The organism is Bacillus sp. D48C (assembly GCF_053345735.1).
Genome location: NZ_JBKFAQ010000010.1, coordinates 173,511 through 192,492, shown reverse-complemented (window position 1 = coordinate 192,492; position 18,982 = coordinate 173,511). Strand labels below are relative to the sequence as shown.

Annotated in this window: 18 protein-coding genes and 1 pseudogene; 12 read left to right on the top strand and 7 right to left on the bottom strand. The window is 32.8% G+C overall.

What is annotated here, in order from left to right:
- Nucleotides 1-14: 14 nt before the first annotated feature.
- The 3 genes from ACLBXA_RS22140 to ACLBXA_RS22130 form a co-directional block, all read right to left on the bottom strand.
- Complete coding sequence (locus ACLBXA_RS22140; protein ID WP_242297164.1) at nt 15-1,778, bottom strand: SulP family inorganic anion transporter; 1,764 nt, start codon at nt 1,776-1,778, stop codon at nt 15-17.
- Nucleotides 1,779-1,879: 101 nt separating this feature from the next.
- Nucleotides 1,880-2,320 (bottom strand): DNA mismatch repair protein, encoded by a 441-nt coding sequence (locus tag ACLBXA_RS22135; RefSeq protein WP_081143351.1) that lies wholly within the window; start codon nt 2,318-2,320, stop codon nt 1,880-1,882.
- A 1-nt stretch (nt 2,321) separates the two neighbouring features.
- Nucleotides 2,322-2,672 carry an ArsR/SmtB family transcription factor gene (locus ACLBXA_RS22130; RefSeq protein WP_000536397.1) on the bottom strand — a complete coding sequence of 117 codons (351 nt, stop codon included), beginning with the start codon at nt 2,670-2,672 and terminating at the stop codon, nt 2,322-2,324.
- 1,781 nt (nt 2,673-4,453) lie between these two features.
- Between ACLBXA_RS22130 and ACLBXA_RS22125 the strand changes: the two genes are divergently transcribed.
- From ACLBXA_RS22125 to ACLBXA_RS22110, 4 genes are all read left to right on the top strand, one after another.
- Entirely contained in the window at nt 4,454-4,855 is a 402-nt protein-coding gene (locus tag ACLBXA_RS22125) for a hypothetical protein (protein ID WP_000864835.1), read from the top strand.
- Nucleotides 4,856-5,186: 331 nt separating this feature from the next.
- Entirely contained in the window at nt 5,187-5,993 is an 807-nt protein-coding gene (locus ACLBXA_RS22120) for an arylamine N-acetyltransferase family protein (protein WP_097982017.1), read from the top strand.
- 332 nt (nt 5,994-6,325) lie between these two features.
- On the top strand, nt 6,326-8,305 hold the full coding sequence (locus tag ACLBXA_RS22115; RefSeq protein WP_447617484.1) for a DUF3472 domain-containing protein: 1,980 nt from the start codon (nt 6,326-6,328) through the stop codon (nt 8,303-8,305).
- A gap of 775 nt (nt 8,306-9,080) precedes the next feature.
- Nucleotides 9,081-9,320, top strand: a complete 240-nt coding sequence (locus tag ACLBXA_RS22110; protein WP_000424046.1) for a hypothetical protein — start codon at nt 9,081-9,083, stop codon at nt 9,318-9,320.
- Between the two features lie 237 nt (nt 9,321-9,557).
- Here ACLBXA_RS22110 and ACLBXA_RS22105 read toward each other — a convergent pair whose 3' ends face one another.
- Nucleotides 9,558-9,782 carry a helix-turn-helix transcriptional regulator gene (locus ACLBXA_RS22105; RefSeq protein ID WP_000467347.1) on the bottom strand — a complete coding sequence of 75 codons (225 nt, stop codon included), beginning with the start codon at nt 9,780-9,782 and terminating at the stop codon, nt 9,558-9,560.
- A 229-nt stretch (nt 9,783-10,011) separates the two neighbouring features.
- Here ACLBXA_RS22105 and ACLBXA_RS22100 point away from each other — a divergent pair, with 229 nt between their 5' ends.
- The 5 genes from ACLBXA_RS22100 (at nt 10,012) to tdcB (ending at nt 14,231) form a co-directional block, all read left to right on the top strand.
- Entirely contained in the window at nt 10,012-10,206 is a 195-nt protein-coding gene (locus ACLBXA_RS22100) for a hypothetical protein (RefSeq protein WP_000958235.1), read from the top strand.
- Nucleotides 10,207-10,216: 10 nt separating this feature from the next.
- Nucleotides 10,217-11,383, top strand: coding sequence for an FtsK/SpoIIIE domain-containing protein (locus ACLBXA_RS22095; protein WP_277489731.1), 1,167 nt, complete (start codon nt 10,217-10,219; stop codon nt 11,381-11,383).
- Nucleotides 11,373-11,984, top strand: coding sequence for a replication-relaxation family protein (locus tag ACLBXA_RS22090; RefSeq protein WP_277489730.1), 612 nt, complete (start codon nt 11,373-11,375; stop codon nt 11,982-11,984). The genes ACLBXA_RS22095 and ACLBXA_RS22090 overlap by 11 nt, the downstream gene beginning before the upstream one ends.
- Before the next feature lie 136 nt (nt 11,985-12,120).
- A complete protein-coding gene (gene ald / locus ACLBXA_RS22085; RefSeq protein WP_000690455.1) occupies nt 12,121-13,233 on the top strand; it encodes an alanine dehydrogenase in 1,113 nt (370 codons plus the stop codon).
- The gene (gene tdcB, locus ACLBXA_RS22080; protein WP_000063415.1) at nt 13,230-14,231 is read left to right on the top strand and encodes a bifunctional threonine ammonia-lyase/L-serine ammonia-lyase TdcB; all 1,002 of its coding nucleotides are present in this window, start codon (nt 13,230-13,232) and stop codon (nt 14,229-14,231) included. The genes ald and tdcB overlap by 4 nt, the downstream gene beginning before the upstream one ends.
- A gap of 613 nt (nt 14,232-14,844) precedes the next feature.
- Here the strand turns inward: tdcB and ACLBXA_RS22075 are convergent.
- The gene (locus ACLBXA_RS22075) at nt 14,845-15,207 is read right to left on the bottom strand and encodes a hypothetical protein (RefSeq protein WP_277489729.1); all 363 of its coding nucleotides are present in this window, start codon (nt 15,205-15,207) and stop codon (nt 14,845-14,847) included.
- Nucleotides 15,208-15,665: 458 nt separating this feature from the next.
- Between ACLBXA_RS22075 and ACLBXA_RS22070 the strand changes: the two genes are divergently transcribed.
- Nucleotides 15,666-15,962, top strand: a complete 297-nt coding sequence (locus ACLBXA_RS22070) for an ArsR/SmtB family transcription factor (protein WP_001277523.1) — start codon at nt 15,666-15,668, stop codon at nt 15,960-15,962.
- 841 nt (nt 15,963-16,803) lie between these two features.
- Here ACLBXA_RS22070 and ACLBXA_RS22065 read toward each other — a convergent pair.
- Nucleotides 16,804-16,926 carry a YjcZ family sporulation protein gene (locus ACLBXA_RS22065; RefSeq protein WP_277489930.1) on the bottom strand — a complete coding sequence of 41 codons (123 nt, stop codon included), beginning with the start codon at nt 16,924-16,926 and terminating at the stop codon, nt 16,804-16,806.
- Between the two features lie 173 nt (nt 16,927-17,099).
- Entirely contained in the window at nt 17,100-17,288 is a 189-nt protein-coding gene (locus ACLBXA_RS22060) for a hypothetical protein (RefSeq protein ID WP_447617503.1), read from the bottom strand.
- A 308-nt stretch (nt 17,289-17,596) separates the two neighbouring features.
- Here ACLBXA_RS22060 and ACLBXA_RS22055 point away from each other — a divergent pair.
- Together ACLBXA_RS22055 and ACLBXA_RS22050 are read left to right on the top strand one after the other, a co-directional pair.
- A pseudogene (locus ACLBXA_RS22055) lies at nt 17,597-18,186 on the top strand (CPBP family intramembrane glutamic endopeptidase); the annotation flags it as partial.
- Nucleotides 18,187-18,349: 163 nt separating this feature from the next.
- Nucleotides 18,350-18,799, top strand: coding sequence for an arginine repressor (locus tag ACLBXA_RS22050; RefSeq protein ID WP_277489726.1), 450 nt, complete (start codon nt 18,350-18,352; stop codon nt 18,797-18,799).
- Nucleotides 18,800-18,982: the final 183 nt, after the last annotated feature.

The following is an 18,982-nucleotide window of genomic DNA, read 5'->3' as shown; positions in this document are numbered from 1 at the left end:
AGGAAATATATTTTTTAAAATTCTAATGCTTTTGATTTGTTTTTTATTGTATTAATATCCTGGCATTGTTGGGAGAGCTGGGCACATTCATGAAAAGCAAAATGTTTACATCCTACACATTTCGCTTTATTCAAATGTCTTAAAGCACAGTTAATTGCTTCTCCTGTATGATCAAAAAAGTTCTCTTTTCCAATCTCAGCATATAATCCATTTTTAATTAGAGTTGTTTTCAACTCTGATTGAGCCCCTGAAATGAGAAGTACGCCACCTTGGTTTTTAAAATGTTGGACAATATTCCTAAAGTAGGCTTCGCCTGTTGTGTCAATAAAAGGAACCTTGCCCATACGTAAGATTAGAATTTTGGGTCTATAATGAATTGTCGCTAAAATGTTTTGTTCGAATGTTTGCGCAGCTCCAAAAAATAATGGACCTTCTATTGTGTAAATACTAATTTGAGGGCAATCATGAGCATTATTTACCACATGCGGTAATAATTTTTCATTCTTTGTTGTATGATCAGGAAGCACTTTTGACATCACAAGCATATTACTCATACGTTTTGTAAACAAAATAATAGCTAAAATAAGACCGATTTCCACAGCCGTTGTCAAACTTGTAAATACAGTAAGGGAAAATGTTACTAGTAATACAAGAGAATCTCCGGTATTCATTTTAAGTATATGAACAAAATGCTGTTGCTCACTCATATTCCACGCTACAACCATTAAAATAGGAGCCATACTAGCAAGTGGGATGTGCGAGGCGTATGGAGCTAGCAGTAGAAGCGTAAATAACACAAATACTCCGTGAATCACACCGGACATGGGTGAAACAGCGCCACTTTTAATATTCGTTGCTGTTCGAGCAATTGCTCCAGTCGCCGGAATTCCTCCAAATAATGGGGTAACAATATTAGCAATTCCTTGACCAATAAGTTCTTTATTACTGTTATGTTTACTATTTGTCATCCCATCTGCAACGACAGCAGATAAAAGGGACTCAATACCGCCCAACATAGCAATAACAAACGCAGGGCCAATTAAATGTTGGATACGCTCTATTGTGATCTCTGGTATATCAAACTGAGGCAGTGTATTTGGAATCGTACCATATGCTGTACCAATAGTAGGTACATGACCTGAGAAAAATATAGTTGCAATTATAGTTGAAATCAAAACACCTACTAATGAACCCGGTACTTTTGGCAAAATTTTTGGTGTTACGAGTATAACGAAGAAGCAAATCAAAGCAGTTACTACATTATAAAAATTAGTGGTACCGATATGAGTAAATATTTCTTTCAAGTTTGCTATAAAGTCCTCATGTTTTTCTATGCCTGTTAAACCTAAAAAACTAGCAATTTGTCCAGTGAATATAATAACAGCAATACCTGAAGTAAAACCAATTGTTACAGGACGTGGTATGAACTTAATTAACGAACCTAATTTAAAAATTCCCATAAGGCATAAGATAATTCCAGCCATCAAACCAGCGAGTAGTAAATTTTCATACCCATAAGTAATGACAATCCCTAAAAGAATGGGAACAAAAGCCCCTGTAGGCCCTCCAATTTGATACCTTGAACCACCAAATAGAGAAATAAGTATCCCGGCAATACACGTTGTATAAATTCCATACTCTGGTTTTACACCAGAAGCTATGGCAAAAGACATAGCAAGAGGAATCGCAACAACTCCAACAATCAGTCCTGAAAGAAGATCTTTTTGAAAATGCCCTAATGAATATCCTTCAAACCTTCCCGTAAATAAACCTCTCATTACAAACCCTTCTTTTCTCTTTTTAATAAACCCGGATTAAAACTATGTGTCTCATTCGTTTTATACAGGAGGATTTAATTTTTATCAAAGAAAACGACATCCTAATACTTACTATAAGTTTTGCTTAAATGACGTTCTAATTTTCCTATATCTCCACCTTGTTGTACATGGAATTGTAATCTTTCCGCTAGAAGTTCTCCAGCTCGACTATCTAGCTTCTTCGTATCAATAAACGTAGTGACTTTTACTTTATCTGGAGTAATATCTCTACGAAACATCTGTCCTGGAATTTCAGTCCAAAAACGATTCCATTCTTCTAATAATCCTATTTGATCAAACAAAAAGTTCTGAATGCCGCATAACCATGCTGTACAAGCTGTGTTCCTTTTTTGACATCCAATACCATCTTGTAAATGTTGACATGAAACGCAACAAGAATACCCACTTTTAATGCAAACATTACAAACGTGATGAGCTCCTATAGAGTGAAATATCTCAATTCCATGTTGGATGATATCTTCTCTTTTAGCCTCATTGCTCAATTTATTCCTCCTTTACCATTTCGTTTTCTGCTTCATCTAGCTCTTCTAACATAGAAATTGTATCAATTAAATGATTGTTAAAAATTTTCCGCGCAACCACTAATAAATTCATAATCATAGGATCTCGAAGGGAGTATAATACTCGTTTTCCATCTTTAGTGCCAACAACAATATTTTTCGCGCGTAATACACTTAATTGTTGAGAAACTGCAGAACCTTCTTTTTTAAGAATGCTTTGAATTTCATTTACACTTTTTTCACCTTCTGATAGAAGTTCCAAAATACCTATTCGTAAAGGATGCGATAAAGCTTTAAAGAAATCTGCTTTAAATTGTTGCATTTCGGTCCCCATTAAAACACCTCTAGTATTTATTTACATTTAACATTTCAGAAGTATCCTATACATCTTCAAATGTTTGAATATGTATAGGATACTTCTAAAGCCAAGAATTATCAATACAAATTTAGAAACTTAAAATAGGTAAATAAATGGTTTTTGTTTGCAATTACGATTTTTTCTTTCGTACACAAAAATCCTATGTGTCCTAGACTATATTTCTAGATAAACCTTATACTCACAGGTTCAGAGGCTATTGAATAAGGGAGAAATAATGAATTTACATGAATAGACTCAAATAACATAAAAGCATTAAAGGAAAGAGGATTTAAGGATTTATAAGAACGGAATATTTATGCAAGTAAAGGTGAGCTGTGAAAAAATGTAACAATCTAGTTATAGTATGACGAATAAAGAAAAGAACCCGTTAGTAAAAAACGGATTCTTTTCACTAGGTGTGCAAGAAATTCAAGGTGACTAGAATAAAATCACTTGTATTTTTTTAGGGTAAGCACAAGTTTGAACAAAATATTTATTTGAACGTAAAAAGGATCTATTCAAGATAAAGAAGCTTTTTGAAAAAGTAGGTGGACACCTAAAGGGAATTATTGAAAGACAAATTAATTTTGGTGGGTTACTTGAAGATTCGAGGGCAATTGTTATGCTACACATTGATAAATAGTAGTAGGTTACTTATAAATTTTCTGAATCAGTAATTTTAGAAATTAAAGAAGATGTATAGACTTCATATCCCTAATTCATATTCACTATATTTGATAGATTACCTGTATTTGTAAAATAAATATTAAATACAAAGAGGTATTTAAATTATAAAACAGAATATATAAATTTAATGATAAATACATTAAGAGGTGATAATTTAGTATGTTTACAAAAAATTAGTAGAAATTAATAGTAATGTTTTGTTTGTTGATGTGTATAGGTGGGATTAATGTTAAGAATATTCAATATTAATAATATCAATTTACTATAGTTTACAATTATGTAAAACTATAACCAGGATGGATTTTCTTTAAAACTTATCACTAATAAAGATTTAAAGAAGTTTTTGTTTCATTTTCCATCAAGAAAAAAGCCAATTTTTATATTCATTGACTTCTTTTAAATCCATACTCTTTTTCATTTATAATTTTACCACATCGGCAACATTTGTACAGAAAAATAATTTTAAAATTCAGACTAAAATACCCGTTGTTTTGAATGGAATTGTAGGCTTGTTTGGAGTTGGATTCAAAAATGGACAGACTTGTTCAAATGGGATCAATCAAATCTATTAGAATTAGAAAGCGCTGTCATTAGGGGTGTAATATTGGCAACTATTATACCGCAGAGATTGGAATTATGAATAGTAGAGAAATGAGAATTTGTATTTTAGATTTGCAAGATCATCATACTAGTAGTGTACATAAATATTTTATTGATGATTAAAAAATTGGAAAAGCAGTATGTCAAATAGGAACGGAATTGATTTTTGATGAAAAGGCTGCTAAAAGAAAAATAAAACTGAAGTGGGATTACATTTGCTAGCAGGCGCTGGTGTTAAGAAGGAATGGATATGTATAAGAAATGTACATCAATTTGAATGTCAAATAAGTAGTTTACGTAAACAGCAAAATCAATGTGGCTTGTAAATAATTAATTAAAAGTTGTAATAGAAGTGATAAGGATAGAAGTATTAATGGCCTTATTATAAGTATTATCTGAGAAACTAGCAATAATTGTAGATAACGTAGTAGGATGCGAGAATTTATCAAATAAAATGAGGTGAATGAAACATGAAAGTAATTACGAAAAAAGCACAAATGATACCCTTAGAGGGGGAGGAGTTTTGTAATCTTCAAGCGGACGCAGAACAGTATAATGCGGAGAAGTGTAATATAGAAAGAGAGTATTTCAAGCTAGAAAAAAAATCAGTTAAAAATCGAACGACAGAAGAAAAATGGGATGAAAGATGCAAACAAGCAGTTCAATTATTTAATCAAGGGACCGAATATCCAGACATTGCGAAAATAGTAGGGTGCAAAGTGAGTAGTTTGTATAGAGAGCTCAAGAAACGTGGAGTATTAGAAATGCCAAAGCAAGCGGCACCCTCTAAAACATTAAGGTCACCCATAATACCAGCAAAAACAAAAAAATCTAAGTTTGAACGATATAAAGAGTATTATATGTATAAGTAGAAGGATTAAAGGTTATATAGTTATTTATCTAAATAATAACTGCATCTTAGATTCTCTATTTTTGTTTTTTCATACAGTACACTTTTAGACGTTACATTTAAAATTCTTATCAACTCAGTTTTGGGGAATTAGCAAAGATATCAAAATATCAAAAACATACATTTGAATAAATATTAAGGAATTTTTGAGCACTTGCTCCTTAATTGTCGCTAATATGGTTAGTGCTACACACTCTTATGAAATGTATTAATCAAGCTGTACACCATATATAATTAATAGTCTTAATATATAGGTAAATATATATGATTTCTGCAAATGGAGGAGATATATAATGTTAACTGAATTACAAAAAAAGTTTTTCTTAAAATTAAAAATTCCCCCAAGAGAAAATGTGAAATTTGAAGATTTACATAGAATTCTTTTGCAGATGGGGCACTTATTACCTTATGAAAACTTAGACATCATGGAAGGAAATACGAAAGAATTTTCTAGAGAAAATATTGAAGAAAAGCTGCTTTTAAAGAATCGTGGCGGATTATGCTATGAAATTAATTCTTTATTATATTATTTTTTGTGTGATTGTGGATTTAATGTGTATCGAATAGCTGGAACTCTATATGATCCAAAAACAAGAAAGTGGAACCCTGATGATGGCCATGCACTTATCGTTTTACAACACAAATATGAAAACTATATTATAGACGCCGGTTTTGCATCCTATCTCCCTTTACATCCTGTTCCTTTTCACGGTGACAGCGTGACTTCTGTAACGGGTGAATATCGTGTTCGTAAACAAAATACGGAGAAAGGAACCCATGTATTAGAAATGAAAAAAGGAAAAAATGGAGAAACTTCACATTTTTTTGATTCGGATCTTAGTGATACCTGGTCTATCGGTTATGCTTTTTATTTAAATGCAATTAATGAAAAGAAAGTGAATGCTATACAAAACATGGTTATAGAGCATCCAGAATCACCAGTAAATAAGGCGAATATTATTTGTAAATTAATTGAACACGGGCATATTGCACTTACTAAGCAAAGTTTTACAGAAACCCGGCATGGAAAGAAAATTAAAAAAGAAATAACAGAGAAACAATATCATCAAATACTTAAAAATGAATTCAATATTTTTTAGACAAGTAAGATGTAGAAAGTAAACTATAAGATTTTCAACGCATTACGCCCTCATTTGTAGAAAAATGGGGGTTTTTAATTAATAAGTGCTTAAAAAGTTCTAAAATATTTTTATTTTTATGAATTTTTCTATTGTTAATAGGATAAATTCAGCGATATATAACTTAAATTTATAACGAAATACTATAAATGCTTATTGAATAACAGTGAAAATAACATCAAATATATCCATTTTATTAAAATAGTACTACATTCATGGGGAATTTGTTCAATTGTATATAGAGAGATATTATTTTAAATAGTTATTAATAACGAAAGAGGAGAGGGAAAATTATGTTCAATCAAAGAACAAGAAATGGCGTCAAAAAAATCCTAGCAATTACAGCAGCTAGTACGGTGTTTTCGATGTTTGGATCATCAATTTCTATCATAGAGGCGGCGTCTGCTCCAGGAGTTTATGTTACACCTAAAAATAGTGTTTCTTCAGATATTATTAGTATAGATTGGTCTCCTGTTCAAACAGCACCTTATACATATTGGGCTGTACATAACTGGAACCAGGGGGGAGAAGCTGGTGGGTATGCTGGATTCCAACAACAAAGCGGTTTTGATGAAAATGGAAAGCGTACTTTGCACTTTGCAGTTTGGGATCCTATTTCTTCTAAGGAAGCAATAAAAGCAGAATATGTATCCCCTACATCAGTTGCAAGTAATTTTGGTGGAGAAGGAACAGGTCTTAAAATTCAGACGACATATGATTGGAAGAATTATAATTGGTATCGCATGACAATGCGTTCTTGGCAAGAGAATGGACACACAAAATTTGGACAGTGGTTAAAAGATGTTTCAAAAAACCAATGGAAGCTTATTGGGATTATGGACTTTCCAGTTCCTAACGTTACATTTAACTATGGACAAACGCTGTTTCAAGAAGACTGGCTTGGTAATGGACAAGATGTAAGAGAGGCACGTGTAAAAAATGGATATGGAAGAAATATCTCAGATAAAAAATGGACATCTTGGAATACTCAATCAATAGAGGGGCAAGAGCCATTGAATAATAATTGGGATGGGGGAGCTACTTCAGAATATCTTTGGTTTAAGGCTGGGGGAGACTCTCGATCAACTATTGGAACAGGAAAAACATTTACGTTAAATCAACCTAGCCAACCTGAAATAGGAAAACTAGATTATGATGTAAAGTCTACGTATTATGAAAATGAAAAATTAAATATAACTTGGCAATTAAAAGATAGTAGTACACCTCAATTTAAGGGGAAAATTGAAATTTATAATAATGAAAATATGACGGGCCAACCGATTAACGTAATTAATGATATTAAATCTTACCAAAATGGAATCAGTCAATCTATATCATTACCAACAAATACTTATGCAAAAATTGTATTAACAGATATATTTGATCAAACTGTGGAAAAAAAGGTGAAAATCAAAAATGAATCTCCAAACATTTTAGAAGGGGATCGGTTTGCATGGTCGATGAAGGGTATAGGAGATTTTGAATTTGCAAAACTTGATTTAAATAAATCAACAGAAGAATTGCAAGTTAGTTTAATAGCAGGGACACCACACAATTATTTTGATAGTACGTATGCAAGTATTAAAGTACAGGATACATCAGGTAAAGTGGTATATAACAAAGAGATTTATGGGAATAACCGACAAAATGCTGAAACAAAAACAGTCCCAGTAAAAGTGGGCAATTTTATTGAACTTACACACCTAGAAGGTGGAGAGAGAGCAACATTAACAAATCTGGATAATAATAAACGCGAAAGCTTTGATAAAAAAGTAATATATGAAGTTACAAAGGATGGCCTGAAGAAAATAAATCAAATTGTTAATCCGAAACCGGACACAGAATCTCCAACACAGCCACAAGGATTATATGCAAGCAATGTTGCATCAGACGGTGTAGAGCTAAAATGGAATCCTTCTACAGACAATGTGGGTGTAAAGGGATATCAGGTGTTACGCAATGGACAATTGATTCAAACTGTACAAGGGACAATGTTTACTGATCAAAATCTTACAGCTAATAAAGAATATAAATATACTGTAAAGGCTGTAGATGCGGCTGGAAATATCTCGGCTCAAAGCAATATCCTTACAGTAACAACAAAGAGTCAAAATGTAACTTATGAAAAATGGGATCCGAAAAAGGCATATACAAAAGGGGACAAAGTAGAATATCAAGGGAAATTTTATGAAGCGGTTCAAAGCTATCAAGGAAATGGAGATCCTACTTGGATATTTGCCTTATCTTTATGGCAACCATTTTATATGAAATAAAAGTTAGTTATTTAAACTTTATATATTAGTTTAGTGGTCGCAAAAATATGTTTAGATTTTAGAATAAGATTTCAAAATGGTAAGGACAAAACTTGAAAACTTAAAATCAATATATAAAGTAAAAATACGGAATTGAATTTTGTTAAGAAAATGTAATAAAAATATTGATAACATGATGGGGAAAATAGTTTTATCACTGAGATAAAAAGCCCTGCACACAGGACATCTAAAAAGATACCTTAGCAATAACGACAATTAGGGAGAAGTATTAGCTAAGGTATCTGGATGGATGGTTGCATAATAAATATGCAATTTTGAGCATTGTTGAATGTATTGGGATATCCAACAAGTTCATAATAACACAAATTTTCTGCTAATTAAGCCGGTAAATTTGTCCAAAATAGATAGGGGTTATTTGAATTTAAAAGAGAACCATTGAAGGTTAGGGTGCTCTAGACTAAAAACTATATTAAGGTAGTAAATGTTTCATGAAATAGGAATAAATCAAAGATTGTAATTAGGTTTTTATGAGTAAATTTGTAATGAGGTTCTGTAGTTTTTCTTAATGACATCTCACATATTTATGATAAAGAACAGAAGGGGAATAATGGAAACCATACCATTGATTGTAGACCACAGAATATATACAGCTGAGATACCACATTGATTCATGAAAGTCTACATTGTTATAACACAAAGGCGTTTGGTAACTCTTTATTAAATAGTGAAAATATCATGCTTGATGAGAATGATGATTTGATTAGGAGGAATAGAGATGGAACTAACTAAATTGGAAAAGGTAATTGTTATTAGCACATTTGTTCAAGGTTTGGGTGAGGAATTCCTAGAAAATAGCGAGAACAATCATTCTTTAAGGCAACTACTCCGGGAGATAGAAAAGGTGTTTAGTAATTCAACACCAAATCAAATGCGAGAAGCAGCAGGAAGTGTACTAGACAAATTTATTAATGATGTAATTGAAGAAAACAATTCTCCACTACCAAAAATAAATTAAAGGCTCATACGGAGAAAGAGATCACGAGCTTCATGTAACACACAGGTCATTTTGTGTAACTTAACCTATCCAGAAACAGGTACATAGCAATGAGCAAAAGTTATTAAACTATCATAAAGCAATGTATATGTGAAGCGATAAGTAAGAATCGTCCTTAATTGGACGCTTTTTTATCCTTACATAGTTTTTATTTTATTAAAGTTTCAACAATATAAAAAGCTGACCACGTTTAGTCAGCTACATCCAAAAATCATTATAATCAACATTTTTTCCTGTTAATTTTTTTAACGCTCTTATAATTTTATTCCCATTCTTCAATGAAGGTTGGAATGCATCTCCCTGACATATCCTACTGATGGTCCCTCTGTTCACTCCACTTTCTTTTACTATATCTTGTTGCGAAAGCCCGTTTTTATCAATAAATTTGCCAAAACGCGAACGTTGTTTACCTAGTCCAAACATCATTTCCACTCCCTTACTTTCTTAATTAGTAAAAAGTATGTACAAAAATTAAACTTTTTAAACTTCACGAAAGTTTGAATAGTGTACAAGCCATCCGCAATATGATGTATCAAGGTTGCTACCAAAGTAGTTATCAAGTTAGCTATCAAAGTAATGCTACAAAGGTATTTGGTCTATAAACTTGTATATAATCAGCATTCAAAATTCTGTTTATAAAGGGGAGATTTATATGTTAACTACATTTATCTCTTTAGGAGTTTTAGGAGTAACGACAATCGGAGGGGTGCTACTAGAAAAGCATCTTGTAAAAAATGATCACGTTGCAGCAGCTAAACTTTTAAGTGATGGAATGTATCATGGAATGAGAATAGGTGGAGTTTGTTTTATTGGCTATGTATTTGTCAAGATCTTAATCATGTTCTAGGAGGTGTTACATGGGACTTATCAAAGAATGGATTCATAAACAAAGTTTGAGGAATCAACTTATAGAGGTATTTAGAAAAGCGGGTTTATATGTAGACCATCAAACACGGGGTGGGAAAGTACCCATTTATCCGAAGATACAGGACATTGCTTCTTCGAAAGAAAAAGTTCGATATATATTTACCATTCCAAATGGTTTGGATCCGAAGATTATCGAAAAGAAATGGTTTTGCTTTCAACAAATATTAGGACGCAATGTAGCAATTGAAGGTGATATTAAACGGTTTTTACTAAATGTGTTTCATTCGGATGCAGGATTACAAACATATAATTACAGTTATAAAAAATGGCAGCCGTTACTAAAAGAGCATCGTCTTCCTGTTGTGGTAGGCCGAGACCAATTCGGAAACATGATTACGTATGACTTGGTAGATTCGAATACACCGCATCTTCTAATCGCAGGAGAAACAGGGAGTGGGAAAAGTAGTATGGTACGTGTTGTGCTAACTACACTCGTTCAGCATATGTCCTCTGATAAATTGCATTTGTACCTAGGCGACCTGAAGAATTCCGAATTTCATTTCTTGCGAAGAGTGAAACACGTAAAAGAGGTTTGCATGGAAGAAATTGAAATGAAGATGGTGCTACAGAAAGTGTGGAAGCAAATACGCGAGCGTAGAAAGCTGATGGAAGAATATGAAGTGGATCATATCGATGAATATAACAAATTGAACTCTGACAATCAGAAACCATATATCATACTCGCTATAGATGAAGTTGCCATGTTACAAGATGAAAAAGAATGCATGTCTATAGTCGAAAAAATATCAGCAGTCGGCAGGGCACTCGGAGTCTTTCTGATGCTCAGTATGCAGAGACCAGATGCAAAGGTATTGGATGGTAAGTTAAAGCTCAATATGACAGTTAAAATGGGATTTAAATGTGATAGCGTAATTAACAGTAACATCATGGGTACACCTGGATCAGAACAGTTAGAACAATCGGGTCAAATGATATTAAAGTTAAATGGATTAAAGAAAGTGCAAGCTCCTTATTTAGAATTAAGTAAAGCTAAGAAGATAGTTGAACCTTATCGTGTTCTAAAAGAGCATATAAAAGTTCAAAATTCAACAAAAGAAGAAAATCAATTATTCGGGGTGTTAAATTATGATGAGTAGAGACAAAGCGATACTTAGCAATCTGAAACGTTTTAGATGTATGTCTCGTGATGATATTGTTGATTTGCACTTTCAAGGATTAAAGAATGCAGTGACTTGCTGTAATACGGTGATGAAACGATTAAGAAGAGATGGTCATGTGGATGCCAATATCTCGCAGCAGCCATACATCTACTTCCCTCAACCCAGCACACTTTGCAAAACTAGCCAAAAAATTCTCCACTTCCTCGGTATAGTAGACGTGTATAAACAGCTTATCCATTATGAAAAACCGAAACTGTTTAAAGTGGAGCCAAAGTACGGTAAAGATTTCATGGAACCTGATGCATTTACAATTTGGCGTAGATCTCCATTCTTCATTGAAGTTCAGAATTCAGTTTACAGTAAAAAAGTTATGCAAGATAAAATAAATAGGTATGAGTTGTACTTCCAGAGTCAGAATTGGCATAACGAATCTTGGCAGCCAAAAGAATCTAAATTCTTTCCATCAATACTTATAATTACTGAAAAGCATTATGATATTAGATCTTTTAATCTACGTATTTTTCAAGCTTCTTCAATTAGCAATTTCTTAGATAACCTTACTGTAAAAGCAAAATAAGGCTCCCTAACCAGGGCTTTTTTCTTTAAAGGGAATTTGGCGATAAAAATAATATAAATGGATATAATAAGTTTGTTAAATTATTACTTATTTTCAATTGTAGTTACTATATCTTGTATAAAAGGATGTGTTAGAGATGAAAATTGGAGTAGTAAAAGAGATAAAAAAAGGAGAAGCACGTGTAGGCATGACTCCTGAGAATGCTCGAAAATTGGTTGAAGAAGGACACCAAGTCTTAGTAGAAAAAGATGCCGGCATTGGATCTGGATATACAAATGATGAATATACAAGTGCAGGCGCAAATTTAGTAGCACAAGGAGAAGCCTGGGAAGTCGACATGGTAGTTAAAGTAAAAGAACCATTACCTGAAGAATATCGTTACTTTAAAAAAGATCTTATAATCTGGGGGTTTTTACATTTAGCTGCATCGAAAGAGTGTGTAGAAGCAATGAGAAATGCTGGTACTACTGCAATTGCAGGAGAAACAATTAGCGAAGATGGTGTTTTGTCATTATTAAAGCCAATGAGTGCAATTGCTGGCCGTCGCGCCGTATTTATGGGAGCATATTATTTAGAAAAACAACATCAAGGAAAAGGGATTTTATTATCAGGTATTGAGGGAATCCCTGCCGGAAATGTAGTCATTTTAGGTGGAGGAAATGCTGCGATTAATGCATGTGATATGGCAATTGGAATTGGGTGTAGTGTAACTATCTTAGAACTGAACCAAACACAGATAACATATTTAAAAGAGAGATATATAAATGATCCTGTTGAAGTTATTGAATCTAATACTCAAAACTTAGAAAAACATATACAAATAGCAGACTTATTTATTTCAACAATCTTAATACCAGGATCTAAACCTCCGAAAATTGTAAAAGAATATATGGTACAATCCATGAAGCCTGGAAGTGTTATTGTGGATATTGCAATAGATCAAGGTGGTACGATCGAGACGGTCGATCATTATACAACCCACGATGATCCTGTATTTATTAAACATGATGTAATTCATTACGCAGTACCCAATATGCCTGGTGCTACCCCACGTACTTCTACTATGGCATTGGCTAAGGGGAATATTGAATACTTACTAGCGATAGCTAAAGATGGATTAGAAAATGCAATTCAACATAAACCAGTTTTGGCAACTGGTATAAATATTTATAAGGGTACGATAACTTATGAGAACTTAGGAACAACACTAGAATTAGATTATAAGCCATTGAAAGAAGTGTTATTATGAGTAATGCAATTTTACCACTCAACATTGGGAATATAAAAAAAGCACAAAAAATTTTGTATGGAAATGCTAGAAAAACACCTTTGGTTAAATCATTCTATTTAACCAGTAAAACCGGTGGAGAAATTTATTTGAAGTTAGAAAATATGCAGTTAACAGGTTCATTCAAGTTTCGTGGTGCATTTAATAAAATTTCCCAACTAACAAATGAAGAAAAAGAACGTGGTGTAATCGCTTGTTCAGCTGGAAATCATGCACAAGGTGTTGCATTATCTTCTCATTTACTTAAAATCAAAAGCAAAATTGTAATGCCAACTTCCGCACCGCAAGCTAAAGTGGATGCGACTAGAGGATATGGTTCTGAAGTTATTTTATACGGTGATACATTTGATGATGCAAAAGCGAAATGTGAAGAGATTATAAAAGAAACAGGAGAAACATACCTACATCCATATGATGATGTAGAAGTAATGGCTGGCCAAGGGACAATTGGTTTAGATATTCTGGATGACATGTGGGATGTTGATACTGTCATTATACCTATTGGTGGGGGAGGTATTATTTCAGGGATCGCTGTTGCACTGAAATCATTTAATCCTTCCATTAATATTATTGGAGTTCAAGCTGAAAACGTACACGGTATGAAAGCTTCTTACGATGCTGGAGAAATTGTATCACATTATAAAGCCCCAACAATTGCAGATGGTTGTGCAGTTAAAATACCAGGAAATTTAACTTTTGAAATTGTAAAAGACCTAGTAGATGATATTGTAACTGTATCGGAAGAAGAATTAGAAGTAGCAATGAAAGACTTACTGCAACGCGGAAAGGCTGTCGTAGAAGGAGCGGGAGCATTAGCCACAGCCGCTCTTCTTGCAGGGAAAGTTGATAAATACGTAAAGGGGAAAAAAGTAGTAGCGGTTATTTCAGGTGGTAATGTGGATTTAAAACGTATTTCAAGCGTATGTGAGCATTTCTTTGTAGCCAATGAAGTACAATAATGATTGGGGAATATATACAATAAGTTGATATTGCTAAATAAGAGCTAGGATGAAATATCTCCGTTCTTTTCTTGTAATATCAGGATGAAATTGAGGCGTAGTTATTATTCAATTAGAGGGAGCTGTAGAAGAAATTCAATTTTAATAATGTATATAAAGAAAAGACACTCTAAAATGAGTGTCTTTTCTCCGAATTGAACCACGTTCATTTAGTATAAACCTATCCGTATTATCCCTTTGTTATACGTGTAAACACATCCTATAAAACAGAATCGTCTATATATACCAGATTGTTAGTTCACAAAATACAAGAGATTTGAGATCAATATTAGAGTGACGCGACATCTTTTATAATTGCTAAAATGTTACGTCTTTCAAAAGAATCTGCTTTATAGAATGTATCCACAACTTATATTTTACTACATGTAATATTTTTATAGTGTAATTTTTTTGAATATGTATAATTGCATAAAGTTAACAAGAAAAGAGAGATATTTTGGTATTGTAAAATAAAGATATAGCCCATCTACGGGAGTAGGTGGGCTATTTTATATTGGTGAGCTTGTAATCTAGAATAGATACGGTGTATATGAGGAGGCTGGAAGTGTATTAATTATAGCGCCAAACTTTGTTCATATTTCTCTACATCTTCCATAGTCTTAAATATTAACACATCAAAAACTCCTTTTTCATTGCTGCATACAATAACAAACCCATCTGTTGCTTCCAGGACTTTACCGACGCCACCATCTGTAAGCGTAATACTGGTGAGATGTTTTACGTTCAGTTTTTCTTCTTTGCGAATATAAGTAGTTAGGGGTGTCCCTACAGGAAATACGCTTATGATATCTTCTGTTGTATATGTGCCATCTATTGATTGAGTTTGAGCTGCAATGGAATCAGTTTGAGTGGAACAACCTGTTGAGCATATTAAAAGAATTCCAGTAATAATACTTACACAAGTCTTTTTTACCATTCACAAAATCCTCCTATAGCTGTTCGTATTGTCAACCCATTTAGGATAACAAATTATATATACGAAGTTTGTTAGTTTATGTAAGTCGTAAACCAACAAAGATACAAATATTTTGGCAGAATGTGTTTCAAATAAAGAAAAGACATCTAAGAGTACCTTTCTTCGAATTGAACCATTTCAATTTGATTGTAGAGCAATAATGGGATTTTATATTATGAATTTAATATGTATATATTATATAATTAATTGTTTGTTATTTTTTTAATTCATTTACTTATATTATTTTTTGAGAGCTCCAGAAATGGAGCCTTTTTTTATGCAAAAAAAGACACTCTAAGGTGTTTTTCGCCAATTTAAATAACTTGAAATTGATTTTTTTCAATTTTATAGAAAATATTAGGGTGTATTTTGGTTTATATGTTAAAATATTCAATATTTATATTAGGGAGATGAATATTATGTCTTGCGATTTCAACATGGATTCTAGTGATTATGAAGGTAGTGCTAAAATCTTAGAATTATTAGGTAGTCCAAGTCGTTTATTAATTGTACGTGAATTGATTGTAAGTGGTACCTTAACAGTTTCTCAGTTGAGCACTGCGACGCATATTTCGGAACCTATGATTTTACAACATTTGCGAAAACTAACTATAGGTAATATTGTAATTAGCGAGCGCAAAGGCACAAGGCTTTATTGCAGAGTAGTGGATAAGAAGGTCATTGAGATTACTGATTTATTAGGATTAACATATTAAGTTCTATGCTATGTATATTTTTGAATTTAAGCACTTTATGATTAAAACAGTGGTCATAAAAAAAGTCTATAAAAGAATTACGCACATTTTTTTTGAACAATATTCTTATCGTAAAAACAATTAAACTTATTATTTTGATGTATATATGTTATAATAATAATCTCTAAATCTACCTAAAAAGGACTATCAGTAATGGTAGTCTTTTTTATATTGGTGAGATTGTAAATCAAAGAGCATATAATGGACATAACGAAAAACAAAGGAGAAAAAAGATATCTATTGATATCTTTAAAATAGAACTGGTATATATGTCCATATTTTGTATGGTGTGTTGGTAATTTTATCGTCTTCCGACAGAAGACTCTTTCCTCAAAAACGTGAAGGTGTAAAACACCAATTTTAGGTGGGATATGAATGTTGGGTGGCATAAGCCGACATGTTTGCTATCATTTACTTGTACAGATTGCTCTTCGAAAACTGAAGATATGAGGTTGGTTGCAGAAAAACGTTGCAACCGTAAAATCTTCAACGTTCTATCGCCCTATGCTTGCCGAAGTTGCGAAAACCAGGCTAAAGTAGGGAGTGTGGTGCGTCAACGTACAAGATACTTATGTTCTCACCGTAGGGACTACGGGTAGAGCCTGTTAATAGAACTGGTGGATACATCGGTGTTCGCAGGAATCTCCCACTTCAAAAAGTCCGTAAGGACGTTAAGTGGTGAGTAGTTCAATGAACTGAAATTCATATTAAATTCCTCTCTAAATTAAACCTCTTTATCATTATAATAGATTTCAAAATACATAAAGAAAAGACACCTAAAGGTGTCTTCCTCCTATTTTTCTTAGTAACCGAATCCACCACCATAGCCCCAACAACTACATCCGATAATGATTAACAGTATGAATAGAACAATCAGTAAAGCAAATCCGCCACTATAGAATATACGAATCCCTTTTTGAGTAATAGGAGAAAGAACAGAGGTCGCACATGTAAGTATACGTTAATGAATGCAATTTACGTTATGTTTTTACGGATTAAATGAGCAGGTCCATTTGAAAATAAAGTAAAGGCAATCTAGGGTGATTTCTCCTGATTATCAACCAATTACATGTTTTACGAAAATGTAATGTATTAATCCTAACAAAGGGGAGTAATAACCATGCAATTAGCTTGTTTCCAAGTAGTAAGTGGACAATATTTCTTAGTTGTAGAAGGTATCCAGATTTCTGTACCAATTCGAGCGTTCGCTGCAGATCTACGAATTGGTTTAGGAAAAATCCCACTTTGTTCTTGGTTTATGGAATTCCGAATATTTTTACCTTTCAATTGTTTAACCCCTAAGTTTATTAATACTAGGGGGCTTATAATAAAAAAGACACCCTAAGGTGCCTTCCTGCGATTTGAACCATCGTAATATGGTATTGGATGCCAATCCAAATATTATCTTATCACATTAAATAATGTCGGTTATTGAGAAAAAAATTAATCTTTTGAGTGCTTTTTTACTATTCCACTTTTAATTGTATTTCTTTACCTGTCATACTGTAACTTTAGGAGATAATTTGCATAGTTTTTTAATGATAAATTGCAAGTAAGAAAGAGAAGTCTATACAATTATGGACTTCTCTTTCTGCTTGTCTACTCTAATGGTTATCCTTGTTGTAATGTTTCTGGGTATGGTGATATTAAATGGAGGGATACCTACTTTCCATGGCCTTACTTCTGAATTTTTTGTAACCTATCTCATCTCTTATGTAGCCATTTTCTTTCTTGATGGATCTTTGCCTAAGGAAATCGGATGGCGTGGTTTCTCTCTGCCTCGATGACAATTAAAGTTTGGATTGTTAAAATATACATTACTACTTGGTGTTTTGTGGGATTTTTGGCATCTGTCACATTTTTTAACAGCTGCACAAAGAGGTGAACAGGGTTCTGATCTTTCTATCCTATATATTCATTTGCCAATTTTATTTTGTTGTGTTTGCCGATCTCAATGATTCTCACTGGTTTCTATAATAGCCATCAAGGTAACGTATTTATTATCTTGCTAGTTCTAGCCTGGTACAAACTCATTTCAATAATCCTATTTTAAAGAATTCGGATTTATTTGTAGTGTTAGGATTGGGTTTGGTTATTTATTCTTATTTTCACACAAGGCAAACTTGGATATAGACAAAATAAAAATGAAGTAGAGTTTAGTAACAATGAAAATATAAGTAAATAGAAACGAAAATCATAAAATGGGTTGATAGCAATGAGGCTAGACCCCTAAAGAGGCGTAAAGTACTCAAAACTATGAACGTTTCCGCAACATTCTCCTTTGTCTCTTTCGAATAAAATTTATAGCAAGATATAATAAAAGTATAACGATATAAGGGGCGTCTTTTATGAGAAAAGAGAAAAGACAAAGGCTAATTAAACAAGTGGTTAGAGAGCATGAAATAGATACACAAGAAAAGTTAGTAGAGCTGTTAGCAGAAAAAGGAGAAATAGTAACACAAGCTACTATTTCCCGAGATATTCGCGAATTAAATTTAATAAAGACAGTTTCTTCAAACGGTTTAACTATATACAAAAATCTTACAGGAGATAACATACAAGCTGATACGATGTTAAAGAAAAAGCTGGGAGAAGTTGTTGTAAAGATTGATTATATAAATCAATTAACCATTATTAAAACTTTACCGGGGAATGCACATGTTATAGGTGTGTTATTAGACTCTTTAGACTGGAAAGAAAAAGTAGGATGTATTTGTGGAAATGATACATGTCTTATAATTTCAAAATCACAATCGGATAGAGAGATTCTAGAAGAGAGATTAAAATTAATTATGTAGATAAACAACTGTAAATACAGGGTTCTATTTTTGATTATCGCTCCCACTGATAGTTTTAAGTAATAAAGCCGCTTTTCCGGAGCCTTGGTAATATATTAAACTTTTAATTAGGCTACTTTACTGTATATTGAAAGTAATTGTCTTCTTAGATACTTAAAATAGAAGCAATACTGGAGTATAGAG

Excerpts from the sequence above, each read along its gene's own strand:
- ACLBXA_RS22140 (WP_242297164.1), bottom strand. The coding sequence starts at position 1,778 with ATGAGAGGTTTATTTACGGGAAGGTTTGAAGGATATTCATTAGGGCAT.
- ACLBXA_RS22130 (WP_000536397.1), bottom strand. The coding sequence starts at position 2,672 with ATGGGGACCGAAATGCAACAATTTAAAGCAGATTTCTTTAAAGCTTTA.
- ACLBXA_RS22125 (WP_000864835.1), top strand. The coding sequence starts at position 4,454 with ATGAAAGTAATTACGAAAAAAGCACAAATGATACCCTTAGAGGGGGAG.
- ACLBXA_RS22120 (WP_097982017.1), top strand. The coding sequence starts at position 5,187 with ATGTTAACTGAATTACAAAAAAAGTTTTTCTTAAAATTAAAAATTCCC.
- ACLBXA_RS22115 (WP_447617484.1), top strand. The coding sequence starts at position 6,326 with ATGTTCAATCAAAGAACAAGAAATGGCGTCAAAAAAATCCTAGCAATT.
- ACLBXA_RS22110 (WP_000424046.1), top strand. The coding sequence starts at position 9,081 with ATGGAACTAACTAAATTGGAAAAGGTAATTGTTATTAGCACATTTGTT.
- ACLBXA_RS22105 (WP_000467347.1), bottom strand. The coding sequence starts at position 9,782 with ATGTTTGGACTAGGTAAACAACGTTCGCGTTTTGGCAAATTTATTGAT.
- ACLBXA_RS22100 (WP_000958235.1), top strand. The coding sequence starts at position 10,012 with ATGTTAACTACATTTATCTCTTTAGGAGTTTTAGGAGTAACGACAATC.
- ACLBXA_RS22095 (WP_277489731.1), top strand. The coding sequence starts at position 10,217 with ATGGGACTTATCAAAGAATGGATTCATAAACAAAGTTTGAGGAATCAA.
- ACLBXA_RS22090 (WP_277489730.1), top strand. The coding sequence starts at position 11,373 with ATGATGAGTAGAGACAAAGCGATACTTAGCAATCTGAAACGTTTTAGA.
- ald (WP_000690455.1), top strand. The coding sequence starts at position 12,121 with ATGAAAATTGGAGTAGTAAAAGAGATAAAAAAAGGAGAAGCACGTGTA.
- tdcB (WP_000063415.1), top strand. The coding sequence starts at position 13,230 with ATGAGTAATGCAATTTTACCACTCAACATTGGGAATATAAAAAAAGCA.
- ACLBXA_RS22075 (WP_277489729.1), bottom strand. The coding sequence starts at position 15,207 with ATGGTAAAAAAGACTTGTGTAAGTATTATTACTGGAATTCTTTTAATA.
- ACLBXA_RS22070 (WP_001277523.1), top strand. The coding sequence starts at position 15,666 with ATGTCTTGCGATTTCAACATGGATTCTAGTGATTATGAAGGTAGTGCT.
- ACLBXA_RS22050 (WP_277489726.1), top strand. The coding sequence starts at position 18,350 with ATGAGAAAAGAGAAAAGACAAAGGCTAATTAAACAAGTGGTTAGAGAG.